General features: G+C 57.5%; 21 protein-coding genes and 1 pseudogene. 17 read left to right on the forward strand and 5 right to left on the reverse strand.

Features of this window, described 5'->3' with window-relative positions; translation table 11 throughout:
* Positions 1-419 precede the first annotated feature (419 nt).
* From Q8N00_03135 to nth, 6 genes and pseudogenes are all read left to right on the forward strand, one after another.
* The gene (locus Q8N00_03135) at positions 420-935 is read left to right on the forward strand and encodes a DsrE/DsrF/DrsH-like family protein (protein MDP2381779.1); all 516 of its coding nucleotides are present in this window, start codon (positions 420-422) and stop codon (positions 933-935) included.
* A 62-nt stretch (positions 936-997) separates the two neighbouring features.
* Positions 998-1243 (forward strand): sulfurtransferase TusA family protein, encoded by a 246-nt coding sequence (locus Q8N00_03140; protein MDP2381780.1) that lies wholly within the window; start codon positions 998-1000, stop codon positions 1241-1243.
* Between the two features lie 99 nt (positions 1244-1342).
* Positions 1343-2233 (forward strand): annotated as a pseudogene (gene ftcD / locus Q8N00_03145) (glutamate formimidoyltransferase).
* Positions 2234-2242: 9 nt separating this feature from the next.
* Entirely contained in the window at positions 2243-3022 is a 780-nt protein-coding gene (locus Q8N00_03150; GenBank protein MDP2381781.1) for a cyclodeaminase/cyclohydrolase family protein, read from the forward strand.
* Entirely contained in the window at positions 2932-3126 is a 195-nt protein-coding gene (rpsU, locus tag Q8N00_03155) for a 30S ribosomal protein S21 (protein MDP2381782.1), read from the forward strand. Before Q8N00_03150 ends, rpsU begins: the two co-directional genes overlap by 91 nt.
* A gap of 74 nt (positions 3127-3200) precedes the next feature.
* Positions 3201-3860 (forward strand): endonuclease III, encoded by a 660-nt coding sequence (gene nth, locus Q8N00_03160; GenBank protein MDP2381783.1) that lies wholly within the window; start codon positions 3201-3203, stop codon positions 3858-3860.
* Between the two features lie 111 nt (positions 3861-3971).
* Here the strand turns inward: nth and Q8N00_03165 are convergent, their stop codons facing one another.
* Both Q8N00_03165 and Q8N00_03170 read right to left on the reverse strand, forming a co-directional pair.
* Complete coding sequence (locus Q8N00_03165; protein MDP2381784.1) at positions 3972-4391, reverse strand: hypothetical protein; 420 nt, start codon at positions 4389-4391, stop codon at positions 3972-3974.
* Positions 4392-4400: 9 nt separating this feature from the next.
* A complete protein-coding gene (locus Q8N00_03170; GenBank protein ID MDP2381785.1) occupies positions 4401-4754 on the reverse strand; it encodes a hypothetical protein in 354 nt (117 codons plus the stop codon).
* A 102-nt stretch (positions 4755-4856) separates the two neighbouring features.
* Here Q8N00_03170 and Q8N00_03175 point away from each other — a divergent pair, with 102 nt between their 5' ends.
* The 8 genes from Q8N00_03175 (at position 4857) to Q8N00_03210 (ending at position 11656) form a co-directional block, all read left to right on the forward strand.
* Positions 4857-5288, forward strand: coding sequence for a PGPGW domain-containing protein (locus Q8N00_03175; GenBank protein MDP2381786.1), 432 nt, complete (start codon positions 4857-4859; stop codon positions 5286-5288).
* Positions 5289-5305: 17 nt separating this feature from the next.
* The gene (polA, locus tag Q8N00_03180; protein MDP2381787.1) at positions 5306-7966 is read left to right on the forward strand and encodes a DNA polymerase I; all 2661 of its coding nucleotides are present in this window, start codon (positions 5306-5308) and stop codon (positions 7964-7966) included.
* Between the two features lie 57 nt (positions 7967-8023).
* Positions 8024-8287 carry a hypothetical protein gene (locus tag Q8N00_03185; GenBank protein ID MDP2381788.1) on the forward strand — a complete coding sequence of 88 codons (264 nt, stop codon included), beginning with the start codon at positions 8024-8026 and terminating at the stop codon, positions 8285-8287.
* 180 nt (positions 8288-8467) lie between these two features.
* Complete coding sequence (locus Q8N00_03190; protein ID MDP2381789.1) at positions 8468-8725, forward strand: hypothetical protein; 258 nt, start codon at positions 8468-8470, stop codon at positions 8723-8725.
* Between the two features lie 434 nt (positions 8726-9159).
* The gene (locus Q8N00_03195; protein ID MDP2381790.1) at positions 9160-9693 is read left to right on the forward strand and encodes a hypothetical protein; all 534 of its coding nucleotides are present in this window, start codon (positions 9160-9162) and stop codon (positions 9691-9693) included.
* Positions 9694-9907: 214 nt separating this feature from the next.
* Entirely contained in the window at positions 9908-10774 is an 867-nt protein-coding gene (locus Q8N00_03200; protein MDP2381791.1) for a hypothetical protein, read from the forward strand.
* Positions 10775-11168: 394 nt separating this feature from the next.
* A complete protein-coding gene (locus Q8N00_03205) occupies positions 11169-11348 on the forward strand; it encodes a hypothetical protein (GenBank protein MDP2381792.1) in 180 nt (59 codons plus the stop codon).
* Positions 11345-11656, forward strand: a complete 312-nt coding sequence (locus tag Q8N00_03210) for a type II toxin-antitoxin system RelE/ParE family toxin (GenBank protein MDP2381793.1) — start codon at positions 11345-11347, stop codon at positions 11654-11656. The genes Q8N00_03205 and Q8N00_03210 overlap by 4 nt, the downstream gene beginning before the upstream one ends.
* A gap of 7 nt (positions 11657-11663) precedes the next feature.
* On the opposite strand, the gene Q8N00_03215 is transcribed toward Q8N00_03210, so the two are convergent.
* From Q8N00_03215 to Q8N00_03225, 3 genes are all read right to left on the reverse strand, one after another.
* Entirely contained in the window at positions 11664-12935 is a 1272-nt protein-coding gene (locus Q8N00_03215) for a hypothetical protein (protein MDP2381794.1), read from the reverse strand.
* Between the two features lie 200 nt (positions 12936-13135).
* Positions 13136-13714: an LPP20 family lipoprotein gene (locus Q8N00_03220; GenBank protein ID MDP2381795.1), complete on the reverse strand. Its 579-nt coding sequence runs from the start codon at positions 13712-13714 to the stop codon at positions 13136-13138.
* Positions 13715-13717: 3 nt separating this feature from the next.
* Positions 13718-14986, reverse strand: coding sequence for a hypothetical protein (locus tag Q8N00_03225; GenBank protein MDP2381796.1), 1269 nt, complete (start codon positions 14984-14986; stop codon positions 13718-13720).
* A gap of 221 nt (positions 14987-15207) precedes the next feature.
* On the opposite strand from Q8N00_03225, the gene Q8N00_03230 reads away from it, so the two are divergent.
* The 3 genes from Q8N00_03230 to Q8N00_03240 are packed head-to-tail and all read left to right on the forward strand — an operon-like array spanning position 15208 to position 18049.
* Positions 15208-16227: an alkaline phosphatase family protein gene (locus tag Q8N00_03230; protein ID MDP2381797.1), complete on the forward strand. Its 1020-nt coding sequence runs from the start codon at positions 15208-15210 to the stop codon at positions 16225-16227.
* 6 nt (positions 16228-16233) lie between these two features.
* Entirely contained in the window at positions 16234-16671 is a 438-nt protein-coding gene (locus Q8N00_03235) for a hypothetical protein (GenBank protein MDP2381798.1), read from the forward strand.
* 13 nt (positions 16672-16684) lie between these two features.
* Positions 16685-18049, forward strand: coding sequence for a HEAT repeat domain-containing protein (locus Q8N00_03240; protein ID MDP2381799.1), 1365 nt, complete (start codon positions 16685-16687; stop codon positions 18047-18049).
* Positions 18050-18091 lie beyond the last annotated feature (42 nt).

An 18091-nucleotide genomic window follows, 5' to 3' on the forward strand; every position in this document is an offset into this window, starting at 1 on the left:
GGAAGGAGGCACGTGAGAGGACCAGCCTGCTTGTGAATATAACGAGCAGGTCACAGAACGTCAAGCCAGCAGGTGGTGGACCATCTTCTTTACCCATAGCAGGGAGTAGCCGGATCAACGATTCATTTTTTATCTTAGCGGGGTGGCCTGCTTGGGCTCCCATTGCGCGCGTCCAACGAGGGCCTTCCCCTTACATCACATCTGTTCAGGGAGTCGCCAGACTGTCCTTCACTGCGCGCATCGGACGAGCACCGTTTCATCGTGCGCGTTCTGCGAGCAAGAAGGATGGTCTGGCGGCTCCCTGATCTTCCTCCCTTCCTTGACAGCAAAAAGAAGCAGAGACTATAGTTTAATTCGCGTTGAAATGGCCGGTTTCAGACGTTTCAGACAGAAAAGAGGTCGTTATGACAATTGCGCAGATGGACCCGGCGGTGGCCTTGGCAGACTTGCAGGCTTCCAAGCCCGATAGAGTGACGATTGTGTTATTGAGCGGCGACATGGACAAGGCGATGGCGGCGTTCATCATTGCCACGGGGGCGGCTGCCATGGGAATGAAGGTCACCGTCTTTTTCACGTTCTGGGGCCTCAATACCATTCGCCGGAAAGGTGTCGCCAGCTCCGCGAAGGACTGGCTTCGTCGCATGTTCGGCCTGCTGAACACCGGAGGTGCGGATACTCTCCCTCTCTCCCGGTTCCATTTCTGGGGCCTGGGCACGAAGATGATGAAAAAGGTCATGAAGCAGAACCGGATGCCTGGTGTGCCGGAGCTGATGGATACGGCGCTGGACCTCGGTGTGCACTTCATTGCCTGCACGACCACCATGGGGCTGATGGGGATCACGAAAGATACCCTTATCGAGGGTATCGATCAGTTCGCAGGGGTGACGACGTACCTTGCGGAGGCCAAGCAGGGTAGTGTGAATCTTTTTATTTAGACGCGAGTGCTGAGTACTGAGTGAACTGTTCGGCTCACAGCACTGAGGATAGAGAGGACCGCATGATTCAAGCCGATGTGAAGCTCGATACGCTCGGGTACTTTTGCCCGATGCCGATTATCATGACCTTGAAGAAGATCAAGGAACTGACGTTAGGCCAGGTTCTTGAAGTCGTGTCGGACGACGAAGGAATTAAAAAAGACATGCCGGCCTGGTGCGACACGACCGGACATCAAATGGTCGGGCTCGAAGAAGAACAGACGAAGTCGGGAATGATCTATAAAGCGTTTGTGAAAAAGACAAAATAATTGCACAGGCTCAGTGGAGACAGTTGGTGGAAGCCGGAGGGACGATGAGATGATCACGCCTCCGGCTTCGTCGTTTTCATGCGTGAAATGGAGTCGGACGTGGATCGGATCGTCGAATGTGTGCCCAACTTCAGTGAGGGGCGAAACCAGGCGACGGTGCTGGCGCTGGTACGCGCCGTGGAATCCGTGCCAGGGGTGTGGCTGTTGGATCACACGATGGATCGGGACCACCATCGTTCCGTCCTGAGTTTTGCCGGCGAGCCAGATGCCGTGGCTGAAGCGGCGTTTCGTACCATTCGCGTGGCGACCGATCTCATCGATCTTCGCACGCACGAGGGCGTGCATCCTCGTGTAGGGGCTACGGATGTCGTGCCCTTCGTGCCGGTGCGAGGCGCGACGATGCAGGATTGTATTCTTCTGGCGAAGCGCGTGGGACAGCGGGTCGGAACAGAGCTGGAGATCCCAGTCTTCCTGTATGAACAAGCGGCCCTACACCGTGATCATGCCCCGCTCGAATCGGTCCGTCGAGGCGGGCTGCAAGGCTTGGCCTTCCGCATGGCCTCCGATCCTGACTGGGCGCCGGATTTCGGTCCCCCCCGCCTCCATGAGACGGCCGGTGCCATCGTTATCGGCGCGCGGCCTCCTTTGATCGCGTTCAATGTGAATCTCCGCTCGACAGACCTGGCACTGGCGCGATCTATCGCGAAGGATATTCGCCAATCGAACGGAGGGCTGCCCCATCTCAAAGCCATCGGGGTCGAGTTGCCCAGTCGTCGAATGGTTCAGGTCGCCATGAATCTTACCGATTACATCATCACGCCGATCCATGTGGCGTTCGAAGCGGTCCGCACCCGTGCGGCCGCGCAAGGCGTGGCAGTCGCGGGGAGCGAAGTGATCGGACTGGTGCCTCAAGCGGCCTTGGTTCAGGTTGCTGCGCAGAGCCTGTCGCTCGAACAGTTCAATGCCACACAGGTATTGGAGACAAGGTTGGAGTCTCGGTTGGCAGGCAAGCAGGCCGATCATGTTCCGTCGCGCAAACAGGAGCCGGTTGATCTGCAGGCGCAATCGCTCGCGGATTTTCTGGAGGCTGTGGCTGCGGCCACTCCGCTTCCAGCTGGCGGCACGGTTGTGGCCTTCGTCGGTGCGCTTGCTGCGTCACTGGGGGTCATGGGGGCTCGACTGAGCAAGCAGCCAGCCGTCGAGCATCGGTTGAGTGAGATCAGCCGGCGACTGTGCGAATTGATGCAGGCAGACGGCGAAGCCTATCAGCGATTTCTTCAGGCCTCGACAGTCACGAAGTCAGACAAGACCCGTCCTGCCCTCTTGTCCTCGGCACTCCACCTGGCGACGGAGATTCCGCTCGAAATCGCCGAGCAGGCGACGGAGGCCGGAGTTCTTCTCCATGCCTGCTCGGCAGGAGTAAAGCCTCGGGTTCGGTCTGACGTGACCGTTGGGCTCATGCTGGCGATTGCTGCGGCCGATGCGGGACGGCACACCGTCGAAGGAAATATAAAAATTCAACTCAATCAACGACTTAAGAATTCTCTGCAAGGTCGTATTGAACAGATGACAATCCGTCTTGAGGAACTCAAGGGGCTATGCTACAGTACGCCCCTTGGTCAGGGTCGTGCTGACACGAGAGAAAAACCTGTACAGGCATCGCCTGGGAAAGTAGACAGACGGGAAGAATGGAAATCAAAGTCTTCAATAATAACGTCGAGAAAGCCCTCAAAGTTGCCAAAAAGAAGCTCGCGGGGGAAGGCCTCTTCCGGGAACTGAAGCGTCGGCGGTTTTACGAGAAGCCGAGCGTCAGGAAGAAAGCCAAGGAGCGCGAGGCACAGCGTCGTCGTCAGAAGTGGTTGGCGAAGCGTAAGCCAGAGTAAGCGTCCTTCCGCGGGTTTGCCCGTTCGGTTGAAGCTACGCACTCCCTATAGGCCTCCATATACTTTCCTTGTCCATGCGCCAGGATCAGATCACTGCTGCGCTTCGCATCGTGAAGCGCGAGATTCGGCAGTGGGAGGAACCGGTCCTCGGCGTCGTGGCTCGCGAATCGAATCGGGATCCCTTCCGTATTCTCATTTCCTGTCTGCTCAGTCTCCGGACCAAAGATAAAACGACCGGTGAGGCCAGCGTCAGGCTCTATGCGCTCGCGCATCAGCCTGCCACGATGCTGACCATTCCGCTTCAGCAGATCGAGCAAGCGATCTACCCCGTCTGTTTCTACCGGACGAAAGCCAAATCCATTCATGAAATTTGCCGTCGGCTGTTGGAGGTCTATGGCGGCGGCGTTCCCGATTCCATCGAGGAGCTGATCACGCTGTCAGGGGTCGGCAGGAAAACGGCGAATCTAGTGGTGACGGTCGCGTTTGGGAAACCAGGCATCTGTGTGGATATCCATGTCCATCGGATCAGCAATCGCTGGGGCTATGTGAAGACGGAGACGCCGGATGAGACCGAAGTGGCGCTACGCAACAAGCTTCCCAGGCAACATTGGATTACTTTCAACGATCTGCTCGTTCCGTATGGTCAGCACCTTTGCCAGCCGGTCTCGCCGTTCTGCAGCAAGTGTAAACTCACAGAATATTGCGATCGGGTTGGAGTAACGCGCTCGCGATAAGCGAGTGCAAGCGAGATGGGCGGAACGGGCTCGACAAGCGGGACAAGTAGAATCAGAGTTTGCACGTCGCGCCTGCCTCGCTTTTCACGCGAGTCTTGCGCTAGCGTTTCACTAGATGAAGAGTGTCGTTTCTGCGCCAGAGGTCAGGTTGATAATGGCAGGGAGTCCCATGACTTCGTCGACGTTCTTTGTGACGGCGGCATTATCCACGCCCATATATTCCAGCCCGGCGCTGCAGGCGATCAGACGAAACTTCCCGACCTGTTTTGCATCGTGAAACATTTCCGAAATCTTCGGGACCTTCTTCTCTTTCAAGAGTCGAGCGACCTCGTCGGCTGATGACGCATATTCCGGCGGAAAATCGATCGCGTCGATGTTGCCTTCGGCCAGTTTCTTGATCGTCCAGAACAAGAGAATCACGATCACGTCTTTTCCCATCGCCGCAGCGGTGAGCCCCAGGGTTGCGACCTGGTGCAGCGTATCGTAGGTGGCGTGATGGGCGAAGATGACGAACTTGGGTTGGGGTGGCATCGGTGATCGTTATTTCTTCGGGGCGCGCGCTTTGACGCTGTTCACATAATCGGCAATGGCCGCATCGACTTCGCCCAGGGTCATGGGGCGGTCATGGGTTTCACTTTCGTCCACGAGATACCGCTCCTGCTCTTTTTCCTGCCGTAGAACCACAGAGTTTTCCGGGGTCACCTCGATCAGCATGAACCACTCGCGGGTTCCCTGTGTGATAACCACTTCCTTGCCCAGGCCCTTTTTCGTAATTTCAATGTGAAGATCGTCGGATGCGAGAACGGTAGAAGGAACTATGGAAAGTCCTGCGGCCAAGAATGCCACCCCGAGCAAGCGACTGACGAGTCTTATGAAGGGCGCGCGCGGCGACATCGTAGGGAGATTATAGCCCGTTGCGAAAGGCGCCGCAAACCGTCGATACCACCCGGTCGTTGGCTTGAGTGCCTCAAGGTCGCATGTTAGGATGCGCGTCCCATGGATGGTCTACTCGCAACAATTCAGCAATGGATTCCGGTCGAAGTGCTGATCGGGCTCACCGTGGCCTCGGTCATCGGTTTTATCGGCTCGCTGATTGCTATCCCGTTGATTCTCGTCCGCTTGCCGGCCAATTATTTCGACACGCGCACTCCCCGCCATTGGATGAAAGACCATCATCCCCTACTGCGCCTGTTGGGGCTGGTCGTGAAGAACGTCGTGGGTGTGGTGTTTGTCGTCGTCGGCTTGTTGATGGTTTTTTTGCCGGGGCAGGGTCTGCTCACCATGCTGATCGGGGTGTCGCTCATGGATTTCCCCAGAAAACGCGAGTTGGAGGCCAAAATGGTCGGCCAGCCGACCCTGCTGGGCATCATCAATTCCATGCGCCACAAGTTCAATAAACCACCGCTGACATTAGCGCCCGATCCCTAACGCCTATTTCCAACACCATGCCGAGCCTCGAATCCAACCGCAAGACGCTCTATCTCATCGATGGGAGCGCCTATATCTATCGTGCCTTCTTCGCCCTCCCGGCGATGAATAATTCCAAGGGCCTCCAGACCAACGCCATCCTCGGCTTCACGACGATGTTGCTGAAGATTCTGCGCGAAAAGAAGCCGGACGGCCTCGTCGTGGCGTTCGACGAAAAGGGTCCGACCTTGCGTCACGCGGAGTTCACCGCCTATAAGGCGCAGCGTCCACCGATGCCGGACGGCATGAGTGCCCAGATTCCCTACATCCACCGTGTTGTGGATGCCCTGAATATTCCCGCTGTCCGGCAGTCCGGGCATGAGGCAGACGATTTGATCGGCACCCTCGCGCATCAGGCCGAACAGGCCGGCTTCGACGTCGTCATCGTCACCGGCGACAAAGATATGTTCCAACTCCTGACGCCCCACGTGCGTATCTACGATCCGGTGAAAGACAAATGGCTGGGCGAAGCGGAATGCCGTGAGCGCTTCGGCGTCGAGCCGGCGCGTGTCGTCGAGATCATGGGGCTCATGGGCGATGCCGCAGATAATATTCCTGGCGTGAAGGGCATCGGTGAAAAGACGGCGATGAAGCTGATCGCCCAGTTCAATACGATCGAAGAACTGCTCCGTCGTGTCGAAGAGGTGACGCCACCCCGGATCAAGGCGATGTTGATCGATCAAGCCGAGAATGCCCGCCTCAGCCGAAGGCTGGCGACCATCCAGCTGGATAGCCCCATCCCCTTCGAGCCCGAGACCTATCATCTGAAACCGCCGCATCAGGACCAGCTCACCGACCTCTTGCGTGAGTTGGGATTCACCTCGTTGCTGAAGACGTTTCAGTCCTCGTTCACACAGACTGAGAAGGAGGTGGTGGAGACGGCGCTCGTGCAGGATGAACCCTCCGCCCAGCGATTTGTGGAGAGTTTGCCGAAGGGCGGCGACCTCGGCCTGCAATGTCTGTTGACTCCCGGGCCCGTCGTCCAGGCAGATGTGCAGGGCATCGCGCTGTCCACCGGAGAGAAGACCGCCTTCATTCCGCTCGACGTCCATGCCTATATGCGGCCCATCATTGCCTTGCTGCATGACTCCACGAGAACCAAGGTGGTCCATGACCTGAAAGCAACCTTGCTGGTGTTTCACCGTATCGGCGTGACCCTCGCAGGCCCGTACCTGGACACGATGGTCGCGGACTATCTGCTCAATCCCAACCGCCGAGATCACCAGCTCGAAACCATCGCGTTGGAAGTGCTGGACCATCGGCTTGGGACAGGGAAGAAGGAGAAGGCTGCGCCGAAATCGCTGTTCGATGCCGAGGATACCGGGTCACAAGAGGAGGCCACAGAGGCCGCGTCGGTGCTGGCCAAGCTGGCGCAGCCTTTGACGGAACGGTTGGCGGAACAGGGGAGCCTCAATCTCTTTCACGAAATTGAAATGCCGCTGGTGGCGGTCTTGGCGGAGATCGAGCGGAATGGATTCTTGTTGGATGTCGAGGGGCTGCAGCGGCTCAGCAAAGAACTGGAGCATGACCTCGACAAGATGATCGAGACGATCCAGGGATTGGCCGGCGGCGAGTTCAACATCAATTCGCCGAAGCAGCTCGCCACGGTGCTCTTCGAGAAGTTGGGGCTCAAGCCGATCAGAAAGACTAAGACCGGCTACTCGACCGATGAAGACACGCTCACGCAGCTCGCCACACAGCATGAATTGCCTGCGCAGATCGTGAACTACCGGAGCCTCAGCAAACTCAAGTCCACCTATGTGGATGCCTTGCCTGAGATGGTGAATCCGGAGACCAAGCGGCTCCATACGTCGCTCAATCAGACCGTCGCGGCGACCGGGCGGCTCTCCTCCACCGAACCGAATCTGCAGAATATTCCGGTCAAGGGTGAGTACGGATTACGAATCAGAGAAGCCTTCATTGCGCCGCCTGGCCATACCCTGCTCTGCGCCGACTACAGCCAGATCGAGCCGCGCATCCTCGCGCACCTGTCACAAGACCCGCGGTTGCTCGCCGTATTTGCGAAGGGAGAGGACATCCACATGGCGACGGCCATGGAGATTTTCGGTCTGCCCTCCAGCCAGATCACGCGAGACATGCGGCGCGTGGCCAAGACGGTCGTCTTCGGCATTGTGTACGGGATCAGCCCGTTCGGCCTGGCTTCGAACATCGGCGTGACGCAGGCGGAGGCCAAGAAGTATATCGAGACGTTCTTCGAGAAGTTCTCAGCCGTGCGCGCCTTGATGGACCGGAACATCGAAGAAGGTAAAACGAAGGGCTACACGACCACGATCCTCGGCCGGCGTCGCCCGATCCCCGAGTTGCAGAGCGGCGATCCGGTGCAGCGCGGTTTTGGCGAACGAATGGCCGTGAACAGTCCGATCCAGGGGTCAGCGGCGGATCTCATCAAAGTGGCGATGATCGACGTGAATCGGCGGCTGAGCCACGAGATGCCGCATACGAAGATGATTCTCCAAGTGCACGACGAGTTGATCTTCGAAGTGCCGGAGAAGGATCTGGACGAGGCAAAGCACCTCGTGAAGACGGAAATGGAAGCGACGGGGAAGAAGATAGGCCTGTCGGTGCCCTTAAAGGTCGATCTAGGGACAGGCCACAACTGGCGCGTGGCGCATCCATGAGATGATTTGAAGGCGAAGAGATACCCGTGCCACACTATGCCCAACGATGGTGATCGGATGAAAGTCGCAACCATTAGACAGTTTCGTGGTCGTGCGACAAGTCTGTTCAAACAAGAAGAGCCGGTAATCGTCACGAGGTACGGGAAAATTGTCGGGTTTTACCTGCCGGCTGTTGGTGAAGCGAGTTCACTCAAAACCAAGCAAGATTTGTTTTTGACGCTCACCGATGAGATTCGAGCCACAGTGAAGGGCCGTGGTCTCACTGAGGGTGCCATTCTTGACGACTTCGAGAAAACTAGAAAAGCTCGTCATCGACGTTAATCTGACTCTCCCTGCATTGCTCGGAAGGAAAGCCAAACGGCTGGTGGAACACGTGGGAAAGCGACTGAGACTCTTCGTTCCGCTCATAGTGGATCTAGGGACAGGCCATAACTGACGCATGGCGCATCCATAATGAAGTACTCCCTCGCCCCATCGGGGAGAGGGAAAGGGAGGTGATCTATGCAGAACATACGACTATCAGTTTCATGGGTGATCGCAGGCATGAGCCTTGGCGCATTAGGATTCCTGTTGCTCATGGGGCAGCCGTTTGCAGCTAAGGCGCAGGAGCCGAAACGGTTCCAGTACAAGGTGGTCCAGGTCCTTCCCGACAGCCAGAATATGCAAACCGCGCTGAACGAGTTGGGCGCAAGTGGGTGGGAACTGGTCACGGTCTCGATGGGGGACATGACGGAGCCGAGGATGATCTTTAAGAAGTGAGAGAAAGGGCAGCCTGGTCGTCCTCCTGCTCGCGGAACGCGCACGATGGGAATGTGCTCGTTCGACGCGCGCAATCGAGGATCGACCAGGCTACCCTTAAAATGAGGTGGGGAGATTGGGAGAACGCGCGCAGTGGAAGATCAATCAGCCCCCATCCCTGGAGAGATAGCGAGTGAGTTTGGAAGGCTGGTTCGTGCTGATAAAAGCGGTGAGTGCTCGATGCTCCTAGTAAAGGACGGTCCGGCCACTCTCGATGAAGGTTGAAATGGTGGATAAGACCAGAGGGAAGAGTTTGGTTCAAAAGCCGCAGTCGGAACCGCTTCACAGGCCCGCACGAGGCGAGAGAGGGAAAACCGACAACAATTGAGAGTAGCGCATCCATAGCCCAGATATTTCTGTGTAATTGAAATCAAGCGAGCAGAGTGATTGATAGCATGAGCGAAAGTGGACTGCGGAATCAGATCCTAGGAACGGTAATCGGAGGTGTGATTCTTACTGCCCTCGGTTGGATCATGGGTATTTTCCCCACCATTTGGGGCTGGATCGTTCTGGCAGTTTCGATATTTTGGTTCTTAGTCAAGACAGAGATACCCATTCCAATCGGTCTTCTGTTTTTGTTGTCAGCTTCGATACTGTGGCAGGCATACAAGTTTCTTCAGCCTAGTGAAAAATCAAGAGCAGCATTGGGCGTTCCCACAGCTGTATTGAACGCGCCAATACAATCACGACCGCTGTCTTCCCTTGAGGATAAGGTGTTAAGAGCGTTTGCTCGTTCAGATGGCCGCACCTTCCAGATGGATAGCCTCGTCCATATGGTTGGAGAGAAAAACCTGTTGGTTGATCAGGCTCTAGATTCCCTCCAGTCGCGTAGTTACATCGGTGTGACCCACAATTATATACATGGCACTTACTATTCTCTGACTGCGAAAGGCCGTGATGTTGTGATTCGGCTCGGCTACGTCAGCTAATAGATTCCATAGTCCATTGGAAGAGGTTGCGGTGCTTTCAATTCGCTCCTCAGCATCGGATTTCCCGTTCAAACCTGTCCTTATCGTTGGTCACCGCCTTCAGCCTGTATGTATCTAGAGAGCGTTTGCGCGGGGTTAGGAGGGGCATCCCTCTTGCTGATCTCCTCGTGGCGTTCATGTGCAAGAAGGGGCGTTCTATGAAAAGGGGGATCCGATGGCACCAGTGTTGGAACTCGATCGGCAGACAGCCGCGTTTGTGCGACAACTGGAAGACCAGCGAAAGCTTGAAAAGACTCTTCTGGTCGAACGGGTTCGCGGAACGAAGGAAGGGTTGGAGTCGGTCTTCAGCGACATCAAGAGCCGTGTGGCGGTGCTGGAGAGGCTGAACGGGTTGGCGAGTGCGACCTGCATTGCGCCGATCGGCTGGAGCAAGATGATCTTTACGGGAATGGATAGTGTCTCAGCGCCGAACACCATTGGATTTGGCGATCGGGACGAAACCCTGTGCAGGCTCGATCAGATTAAATACCTCGAAGGCACGCAGTATCTCCGTCTTGCGGCGAATCCTCATTACGTGGAGCAGGTGCTCCCGTATAAATCGCTGATGGCTCGCGTCGGCGCGAATCCTTCGTTCTGGGATACGTTCGGTTATGTCCACGCAGGTTATCAGACCCAGTTGCAGATTCCCGCTTCGTTGGAATCGACGACGGTGTCGATCATGTCGCGGGTGAATACGTTGTTTAATTGGGTTGAAAGTAACGCGGTCGGAGACGAGTGGTATGCCCATGTGTCGGCCACGGCGCGATTGTGGGTGGCCTACGATGGCGAGTTGCGCCAGACGCCGCCCGCCCGGCTGGTCAACCTGTCGGCCACGCCGACACAATTGCGGACGCATCAGGACATTGCGTCGTGCGCGCCGAGCGCGGCCCTCACGATGCAAGTCTCTGTCTCAGCCGGCAGCGGCACGACGATCAGCCTGTACGAATCCATCGAACTCGTCGCGACCACCCCGAACGGCCATGCCTACCTGGATGGCATTTTTTCTTGGGAGCCGTTGGCGGTGCAACTCAGGGAAGGGTAGCAGGATGCTGAAAAAGTCCGCCAGCGTCGTTCTCGCCTCGAAAGCATCCTCAACGTAGCCAGGGGCTACGCCTCCGGTGCTTCCATCGGCTGCGGCCTTGCTGGACAGCCTTTTTGAGCATTCTGCGAGTATTTTGACATCGGCGCCCGTGGAATACTCCATCGACGATTTGTGTATGAAATGAGTTTCTTCGCAGCCTGCTAGCTCTTTTGAACATCCTTGGAGCGAGTAGCGGTCGAGGATGATCCCCTAGGAATAGAAGGTGCGCACGATCTCAGTCGTGTTGAAGAGCATCGTGTCGAGGCGCGTATCGCCCTCATGGTCATCGAATCGGAGAATCTTGACTCTCTTTATGGTGAGGCCTAGACTTTGGGCGAAGGATAGAAAGACGTACATGTCGACCGCAAAGAAACAGGCATTGGAGATGGTGAAGAAGTTGCCGGAGAAGGCGACGTGGGATGACATCATGTACGAAATCTATGTCCGCAAGAAGATTGCGGCCGGCATTCTGGCCGCCGATGAAGGGCGGGTCGTCCCGCACGAAACTGTGAAGAAGCGTTTCATTAAAAAATAACCCGCCTTGAGTGGACCGAGCCCGCCGTCGCCGACCTCGAAAATATCCAAGACTACATCGCGAGAGACTCCGCCGAGTATGCGGATGCTCTGATCGAACGGCTCATTCTGTCCGTCGATCAGCTCGAGTCGTTTCCTGAAAGCGGTCGGCGGGTGCCGGAATCTTCAGATCCAAAGGTTCGGGAGCTACTCGTCGAAGGATATCGCGTGATGTATCGGGTGAAGAAGGGGACGGTTCAAATTCTCGCGGTGACTCATGGCGCGCGGGATCTCGCCGGCATGAAGCCCAAGCCGTGGGCCAAGCGATGAGCGCCTGTTATCGGGAAGAGTAGAATGACTCGGCAATGACGTTGGTGTTAAAGAGCATTGTGTCGAGGCGGGTATAGACCGCGTGGCCGAAGTAATGGTCGCGCACATTCGTCGAGCCGGTGGAATCTTTGTAGTCGGCGAGAATTCCCAGTCCTTCACTCGGGATACGGACGGCACGGCGGGCACATTCGAGCCATCGTTCGAATCCATCGAGCGGCTCCACGATTTCCCACAGAGCTTTATTGGCTGCCTTGGCCGCTTCGGTCGTCGGCACGGCATCGCTGCTGGCCACGGCCAGCTCCTGGACATAATCTCCGCCCCAGGCGATCGGCATTTCCATCGTGATCTGCGGCAACTCCATCTTCGCGAGCCAGGTCTTGCCATCGGTTCGAAGATTTCGATGGTTGACGATGTGCAGGAGTTTGCCCAATCCTGACGGATCCCACCCGTAGCGTACCGGCATGCCGAAGGTGACGACGTCCAGCGTCGCCCCATTGAGCAGGGTGCCGTTCGCCAACAACGGAGTGATTCGTTGGATCGTCGAGGTGAGGTCCGGTCGATTGACTTGTAAGGCATAGGCCGACAAGAGGTCGAGCAGCCTGGTCCTGCTGCTGTTCGCGGTGACACATAGAAGGTTTGAGATGAGGGCGAGGACGAGTCCGGCCTGCCCGTGAGCCTCGACCAGGATCCGATCTCCTTGGCCCAGCTTATGGGTTTCGATCCAATCGCGCAGGCGCCCAAGCAGCGAGATGGCCGCCATCGCACGGCCCAGGTGATGGTGCTCACAGGCCCAGAGTTCGCGGATGCAAGAGATCGGACGATCCAGGCCCCGGTTGAGCGACTGTTTCATCTGCTCCACATAGGCGTTGGTGAAGTTGCCGGCATCTCCAAGCTGCTCATCGAGGAGCCGCTTGGTGGCGTCATCGTTTGCGAGCGGTGGCTTCAATCCTCCGGACAGCGAGGAGATGCCATTGCTGCCGTCGCGGAGCAGCGCTAAGAGAGAATCGAGGCCTGTTACGCCGCGTGAGTACCCCCGTTTGAGCCCGCCCAATTCATCCAGCCGTTGAGCCCCGAAAAGATCGGTGCCCATGATGGAGCCGTGGAGCAACACGATGAGGCGGACACCGGCCTGGGAGAGGCGCTTGCCGGCAAGGGCCATCGCCTCCTGTCCGGATGGCGATTCTGAGAGGGTGGTCGGGGTGACCTCACGAACTGAGAGGCGTTCGCCAGGATTTTTCCGGGACATCTCGTCGTGCTGGAAACTGTTTTCAATCGGCATGGGGAGTTACATACCTGATCTTGATCACGGACTGCAACGGAAGATGAGCAGGATGCTGAAAAAGCCCGCCAGCATCGTTCTCGCTTCGCTCAGAGGCTCAACGTACCGCAAGGGTACGCCTCGCCTCTTCGCTCGCTGCGGCCTTGCTGACGGACTTTTTGAGCATCCTGCGATGGTCAGCCTGTTAGAGGGGAGATGGTTTAGCGAAGGACTGTCGGGGTGGATTCCTGGCGGTCTGGTGCAGGCTTGGGCTGAACCTGGCTCTTGGGCATGACGGCGGTTGCGCTGCAGATCTTGCCCTCTTCGTCGATCTGGCGGTCCACGATCTTGACGCCTTGGAGATATTCCTGGACGATTTCTTCCCTGGTGAGTTCGATGTCCTGCTCGGTTTCCCTGCCGGTCCGGTCGCGCACCCGGTCGACCATGTGCTCCTTGACCATCACGCGAATTTGTTTCGCAAGATCGGTCCGCGCCGACAGTTCCGATACCCGTTGGCAGACCATCTTGCCTTTATTGAGATCTCCCTGGCCTTTTCCGATGAGGTACTGTTCTTCGGAGTACTGGCCATCGCGTTCTGAGACGCTGCCCCTGCTGCCCGCTTGCCGGTTCGTTGTACTGCTTCGTTCTGCCTGTTGGAGTTGTTGGAATGACTGCTCGGCATGGTGGCTGACCGCGGGCGATCCGTTGCCTGACTCAGCCGCTGTCATGCCGGATTGCCAGAAGCAGGTGATGGCCACCAGGCTACAATAGAGTGGGACGAAGGCTATTCTGCTCTGCACGAGTTACTTTCCTTTCCCTCTGCTGCCCCCGCCTCCTCGTCCACCCCCTCCGCCTTGACCTCCGCCTCCCTGTGGGCGTGGCGCAATCTGATAGGGGGCCCGTGGGACCTGGTGCGAGGTTGGAGGATGGATCTGGTTGATGGTTGGAGGCAGGCGATTCGCCATGGGTGGCTGGCCTGCTTGCTGTTGGTGCTGTAAAAATTGTTGGAGCGCACGTGCCGATCTGGAGTTCGGGGGTGCACCGTTCGCTGGGGGCAGGAAGGGATTGAGCTGGTGGATGTCCGTCAGCGTTCGTGAGCCTGGCTGATGCGATGGCTGACCTGATTGGGGTTGATTGCCAATTTGCGGCGGCCCCGTCGGTGTGTTGTGAGAAATTTCATTGAGTGTTCGCGGGGCCGTCTGAGACCCAGGCCCCGGCACGATTTGATAACTCGGCATGGTTGGCGGTCTCATCCCCGGTGCGGGAGGGGACGGTGGCTGTGGCGGTGCCGGCGGCTGTTTCGTGGCAAATACTTGTTGTGCCGCGAGGACATGGGGGCTGGCGGGATAGAGGCCCCGTGCGACGTTCAAGAGCGCTTGGGTTTGGGCTAGTCCCACCCAGGGAGAAGGATAGACCGCCGGCGAGACGAGCACCCAATCCGTCCAGGCTTGCGAGACCATGGCGTTGGATTGCACCCGATTCAGGATCTCTTGGCGTTGCTGAGAGGCTTGTTGTGTTTGTTCCGCCGTTGAGGCTTTTGCTAGGGTCTGGTTCGCCGCGTCGAGTTCTTGTTGTAATTGCTCATTTTCCTGCTGCAGCGCAACGAGCTGATGCCGGGCATCCTCGTTCTCCCGTAAGGCTGCGATGGCATTGCGTACTTCTTCCGTATCGATCTGGGCCACCAGATCTGTTTTGACCACTATGGTGTCTCCGTCGAGCATCGTGTTGGTGTTTTGTTCCAGGATGAGGACGAGACCGGCGGTATAGGTTCGAATTTCGTCTTTCGTGACATCAAGACCGTCCACAACGGTGATGCTTTCGAGGTAGACGGCGACCTGCTCCAGGGCTGCCCGTTTGGCTGCTTCGGTGGCCAGGCGGATCGCGTCTTCTCTGGTGTCCCGGTCCCCCATCCGATATTCACCCTGGGCGGTCACGATTCGGACCTCTGCCAGAGTGACTGCTGGCCAGACAGACAGGACGGTCAATAGGAGGATGAGGCTGAAGTTCGATGGTGTGAGGTGAGGGAGCGCCCAGCGGGGGGGGGCCTGTGAAGTAAGAAAAATGTCCGGCATCGCCCTCACCTTCTGGATAGAACTGACGCGTCAGGCGCCGATTCGGCGACAGCCACGAGGTGGAATGTCAGCATAACACCGGCATCGACTTTTCTGCCAGAAGTCGTTCCTTCGCTGCACGAACCCTTATGAATCCTGCCTGTGGAGCCCTTGCCTCCCTTGCCTTGGCTGAAAACGCCATGATAGCTTAGAAGTTCCATTGGAATAGAAAGGACTGATCTGTGAAACTAGCACTCAGCCTCCATCGCGGATGGTCGACTCGAATACTGATCACCTCGTGGTTCTCTCTCTGTTTGCTCTTCCAAGGCGGAGCCGCGGTCGAGGCTGCCCCGGCGGCAGTTCCTACGGTACCGGTTCAGACCGAGCATGTGATTCTATTTGTTCTCGAAGGGTTCGGTCAGGACTCGTTGAAGGGTGGCACGATGCCGGCTCTCAGCCGGTTGATCAAGGATGGCTCTGTCACCTGGTCTGCCACGGCGGTGAAGCCTGCATTGCGGTTGCCTACGATGGCCTCGCTGATTACGGGGCTGCCGGTCGAAAAACACGGCATTAGCTGGAACGTCTTTGAATTCAGCCGCGGCTATCCACGCGCCCCGAGCCTGTTCGACTATCTCGACTTGAGTGGGGGACGCGACAGTGCGATTTTCCTCATGGACGAATCGCTCTATCAGTTGGCGAGACCGGAGCCTTACACCGACTATCAGATGTGCGGACCTCTGAAGCCTGAATGCAGCACGGACCGGATCGTGTCCTACATCCGTCAATATTTCAAGAAAGCGACCAGCGGTCATGGGTATGGACATGCCATCCCTGCGCTCCCGCATTTCCTGGTTGTCCATCTTCCCGAGGCCGGTCGAGTGGGTACGGCAAAAGGCTGGACCTCGAAGGAGTATCGCGAGGCCCTTCGCTCGGTGGATAAGGCGATCAATTCCGTATTGGATCTCTATACAGAAAAGGGGCTGACCAAGGGGACGACCCTGTTCGTGACCTCGCTCAGCGCTGAGGGAAGTGACCCGGGCCAGGACCAGGCCGACGCAGCAGTGCCGATGGTGCCCTGGATTGCCTCGGGGGTGGGGATCAAACATGGTTACGCCATTCATCAGCCTGTCTCTATCTTAGATACAGGCGCGACGGTGATGCGGACGCTGGGATTACAGACCCATACAGAATGGGAAAGCCATGCCGTGGAAGAAATCTTTCAGGCTGCCTTTGTTGCGGCCCCACGCATATCCTTGGAATAGGTCATCATGATGAAGCATGTGAAACGCAGCAGGATTCGTTCTCTCGTTGGAGGGTTGCTGGTCATCGCAGCGATGGCCTCACCGGCCTTGGCCGGTCCACCGGCCGCCTATACCCAGGAGCATGCCATCATCATCGATGCGACGACCATCACTCCTCAGACCTGGTGGTACGTGCCTGGCGTAACACCCCCTATTCAGGCCTCGGACCCAGAGTCCATGGATGCCTTCAGGACGACCGAGCCTCGTACGCTCAAATTGAAGCCGGGGAAATATAAGTTCATCAGCTTCACCTTTGACTTTCCGTTCACCGTGAATTTAGAGGGAAAGCTAGAGGTTGCCCAGTCGCTCGACCAATGTGTGGAGGGACGAGGGACCCAAACCTTAATCATCCGTTGTAGCCGAACCTATCCGTATGGCGGCCAGCGCGATAACTACTATCAGTAGAGGAGCCGCACCCATGGCCCAGGCGCTTGATGACCTGTTAGAAGCACTCGAGGATGTCGACGACGCGACCCGCGAGGAGGCGTCCAAGGCACTCGCCGAGCTTGCCGATCCGACGACATTGGATGCGCTGGTCGGCGCCTGCGGAGACGAGTATTGGGCTGTGCGAGCCCATGCGGGCAGGGCCGTGGCGAAGATCGGCGGCGCCAAAGCCGTAGAAGCGCTCATCGGTTTGTTTAACGACTCCATCATGGATGTGCGGAACGATGTCGTGGTTGCCGTCGCCTCGATGGGTTCGGCTGTCGTCGATCGCCTGATTGCCGCGTTGAAGGACGAGCGGTGGCGTGTTCGTGAGCATGCTGCAAAAGCTTGTGGCGACATCAAGGACCCGAAAGCGGTCGAGGCTCTCATGCTTGTCTGTCGAGATCGCGATGGCGCCGTGAAGAGTGCGGCGACAGAGGCGCTGGGCAAAATCGGCGATCCGAAAGCGATCCCGACCCTGACCAAGCTCTTCCGCGATCCTTCGAAAACGGTGAGAGAAACAGCCGGGACCGCCCTCATTCTTATCGGCCAGCCCTCCGTCGATCCGTTGCTGGAATGTCTGACTGATAAAGATTTCGTGGTCCGCTGCCATGCGGCCCGCGCGCTCGGTGGGATGACGACCGACTATCAAATCGGTCGAACCTGGGTACGGGACGCCAAAGTCGTCGATGCCTTGATTGCCACGCTGAAAGATCCGGATCGGGCGGTGCGAGAAGATGCGACGATTGCCCTGGGCCAGATCGGCGATCCGCGAGCGATCGATGCCTTGATCGAGGCGATGAAGGACGGGGTCGTGAAACGGCATGCCATTGCATCGCTCGGCATGATCGGCGATCCTCGTGCGTTGCCTCCGGTGTTGGACGCGTTGAAGGGGAAGGGCATTCGGCAGGATGGGACCCCGACGCCAGGTTGTATCGTCAGCGAAGACGCCTTCATCAAGGAAGCCGCGGCGACGGCGCTCGGCCAGTTCCGCGATCCGCGCGTCATTCCTGACTTGATCATGCTGTTGAAGGACGGCGTCTTGCGTGAAAAGGCCAGTGCCGCCTTGGCGACCATCGGTGATACGGCGATCGAGCCGTTGATTGCCTTTCTCTATGATCCGAAAGCCTCCGAAGTCATCGCAGAAGGGGAGCGCGTGCTTTCTTATGCGTCGGTTCGACTCACGGCGAAAGACGCCTTACGGCTCCTGGCGCTTGAAACATTGGAAAAGTTGGGCTGGATGCCGGCGCCGGAAGACGTCATCGTCAATTCGAGCGTAGTCGATAATGCCCGGGTGGACATGCCCCTTGGCGACACCGGTCGATTTGGTCCTTCGGGAGATTTCGCGCAGAGGGGTTAGTGTACTGTCAGAGGTTGAGCGGTCGGTCTTGTGAGCCCGTCA

The sequence above is a fragment of the Nitrospirota bacterium genome (assembly GCA_030684575.1).
Lineage (GTDB): Bacteria > Nitrospirota > Nitrospiria > Nitrospirales > Nitrospiraceae > Palsa-1315.

Excerpts from the sequence above, each read along its gene's own strand:
- Q8N00_03135 (MDP2381779.1), top strand. The coding sequence starts at position 420 with ATGGACCCGGCGGTGGCCTTGGCAGACTTGCAGGCTTCCAAGCCCGAT.
- Q8N00_03140 (MDP2381780.1), top strand. The coding sequence starts at position 998 with ATGATTCAAGCCGATGTGAAGCTCGATACGCTCGGGTACTTTTGCCCG.
- rpsU (MDP2381782.1), top strand. The coding sequence starts at position 2,932 with ATGGAAATCAAAGTCTTCAATAATAACGTCGAGAAAGCCCTCAAAGTT.
- nth (MDP2381783.1), top strand. The coding sequence starts at position 3,201 with ATGCGCCAGGATCAGATCACTGCTGCGCTTCGCATCGTGAAGCGCGAG.
- Q8N00_03165 (MDP2381784.1), bottom strand. The coding sequence starts at position 4,391 with ATGCCACCCCAACCCAAGTTCGTCATCTTCGCCCATCACGCCACCTAC.
- Q8N00_03170 (MDP2381785.1), bottom strand. The coding sequence starts at position 4,754 with ATGTCGCCGCGCGCGCCCTTCATAAGACTCGTCAGTCGCTTGCTCGGG.
- Q8N00_03175 (MDP2381786.1), top strand. The coding sequence starts at position 4,857 with ATGGATGGTCTACTCGCAACAATTCAGCAATGGATTCCGGTCGAAGTG.
- polA (MDP2381787.1), top strand. The coding sequence starts at position 5,306 with ATGCCGAGCCTCGAATCCAACCGCAAGACGCTCTATCTCATCGATGGG.
- Q8N00_03185 (MDP2381788.1), top strand. The coding sequence starts at position 8,024 with ATGAAAGTCGCAACCATTAGACAGTTTCGTGGTCGTGCGACAAGTCTG.
- Q8N00_03190 (MDP2381789.1), top strand. The coding sequence starts at position 8,468 with ATGCAGAACATACGACTATCAGTTTCATGGGTGATCGCAGGCATGAGC.
- Q8N00_03195 (MDP2381790.1), top strand. The coding sequence starts at position 9,160 with ATGAGCGAAAGTGGACTGCGGAATCAGATCCTAGGAACGGTAATCGGA.
- Q8N00_03200 (MDP2381791.1), top strand. The coding sequence starts at position 9,908 with ATGGCACCAGTGTTGGAACTCGATCGGCAGACAGCCGCGTTTGTGCGA.
- Q8N00_03205 (MDP2381792.1), top strand. The coding sequence starts at position 11,169 with ATGTCGACCGCAAAGAAACAGGCATTGGAGATGGTGAAGAAGTTGCCG.
- Q8N00_03215 (MDP2381794.1), bottom strand. The coding sequence starts at position 12,935 with ATGCCGATTGAAAACAGTTTCCAGCACGACGAGATGTCCCGGAAAAAT.
- Q8N00_03225 (MDP2381796.1), bottom strand. The coding sequence starts at position 14,986 with ATGCCGGACATTTTTCTTACTTCACAGGCCCCCCCCCGCTGGGCGCTC.
- Q8N00_03235 (MDP2381798.1), top strand. The coding sequence starts at position 16,234 with ATGATGAAGCATGTGAAACGCAGCAGGATTCGTTCTCTCGTTGGAGGG.
- Q8N00_03240 (MDP2381799.1), top strand. The coding sequence starts at position 16,685 with ATGGCCCAGGCGCTTGATGACCTGTTAGAAGCACTCGAGGATGTCGAC.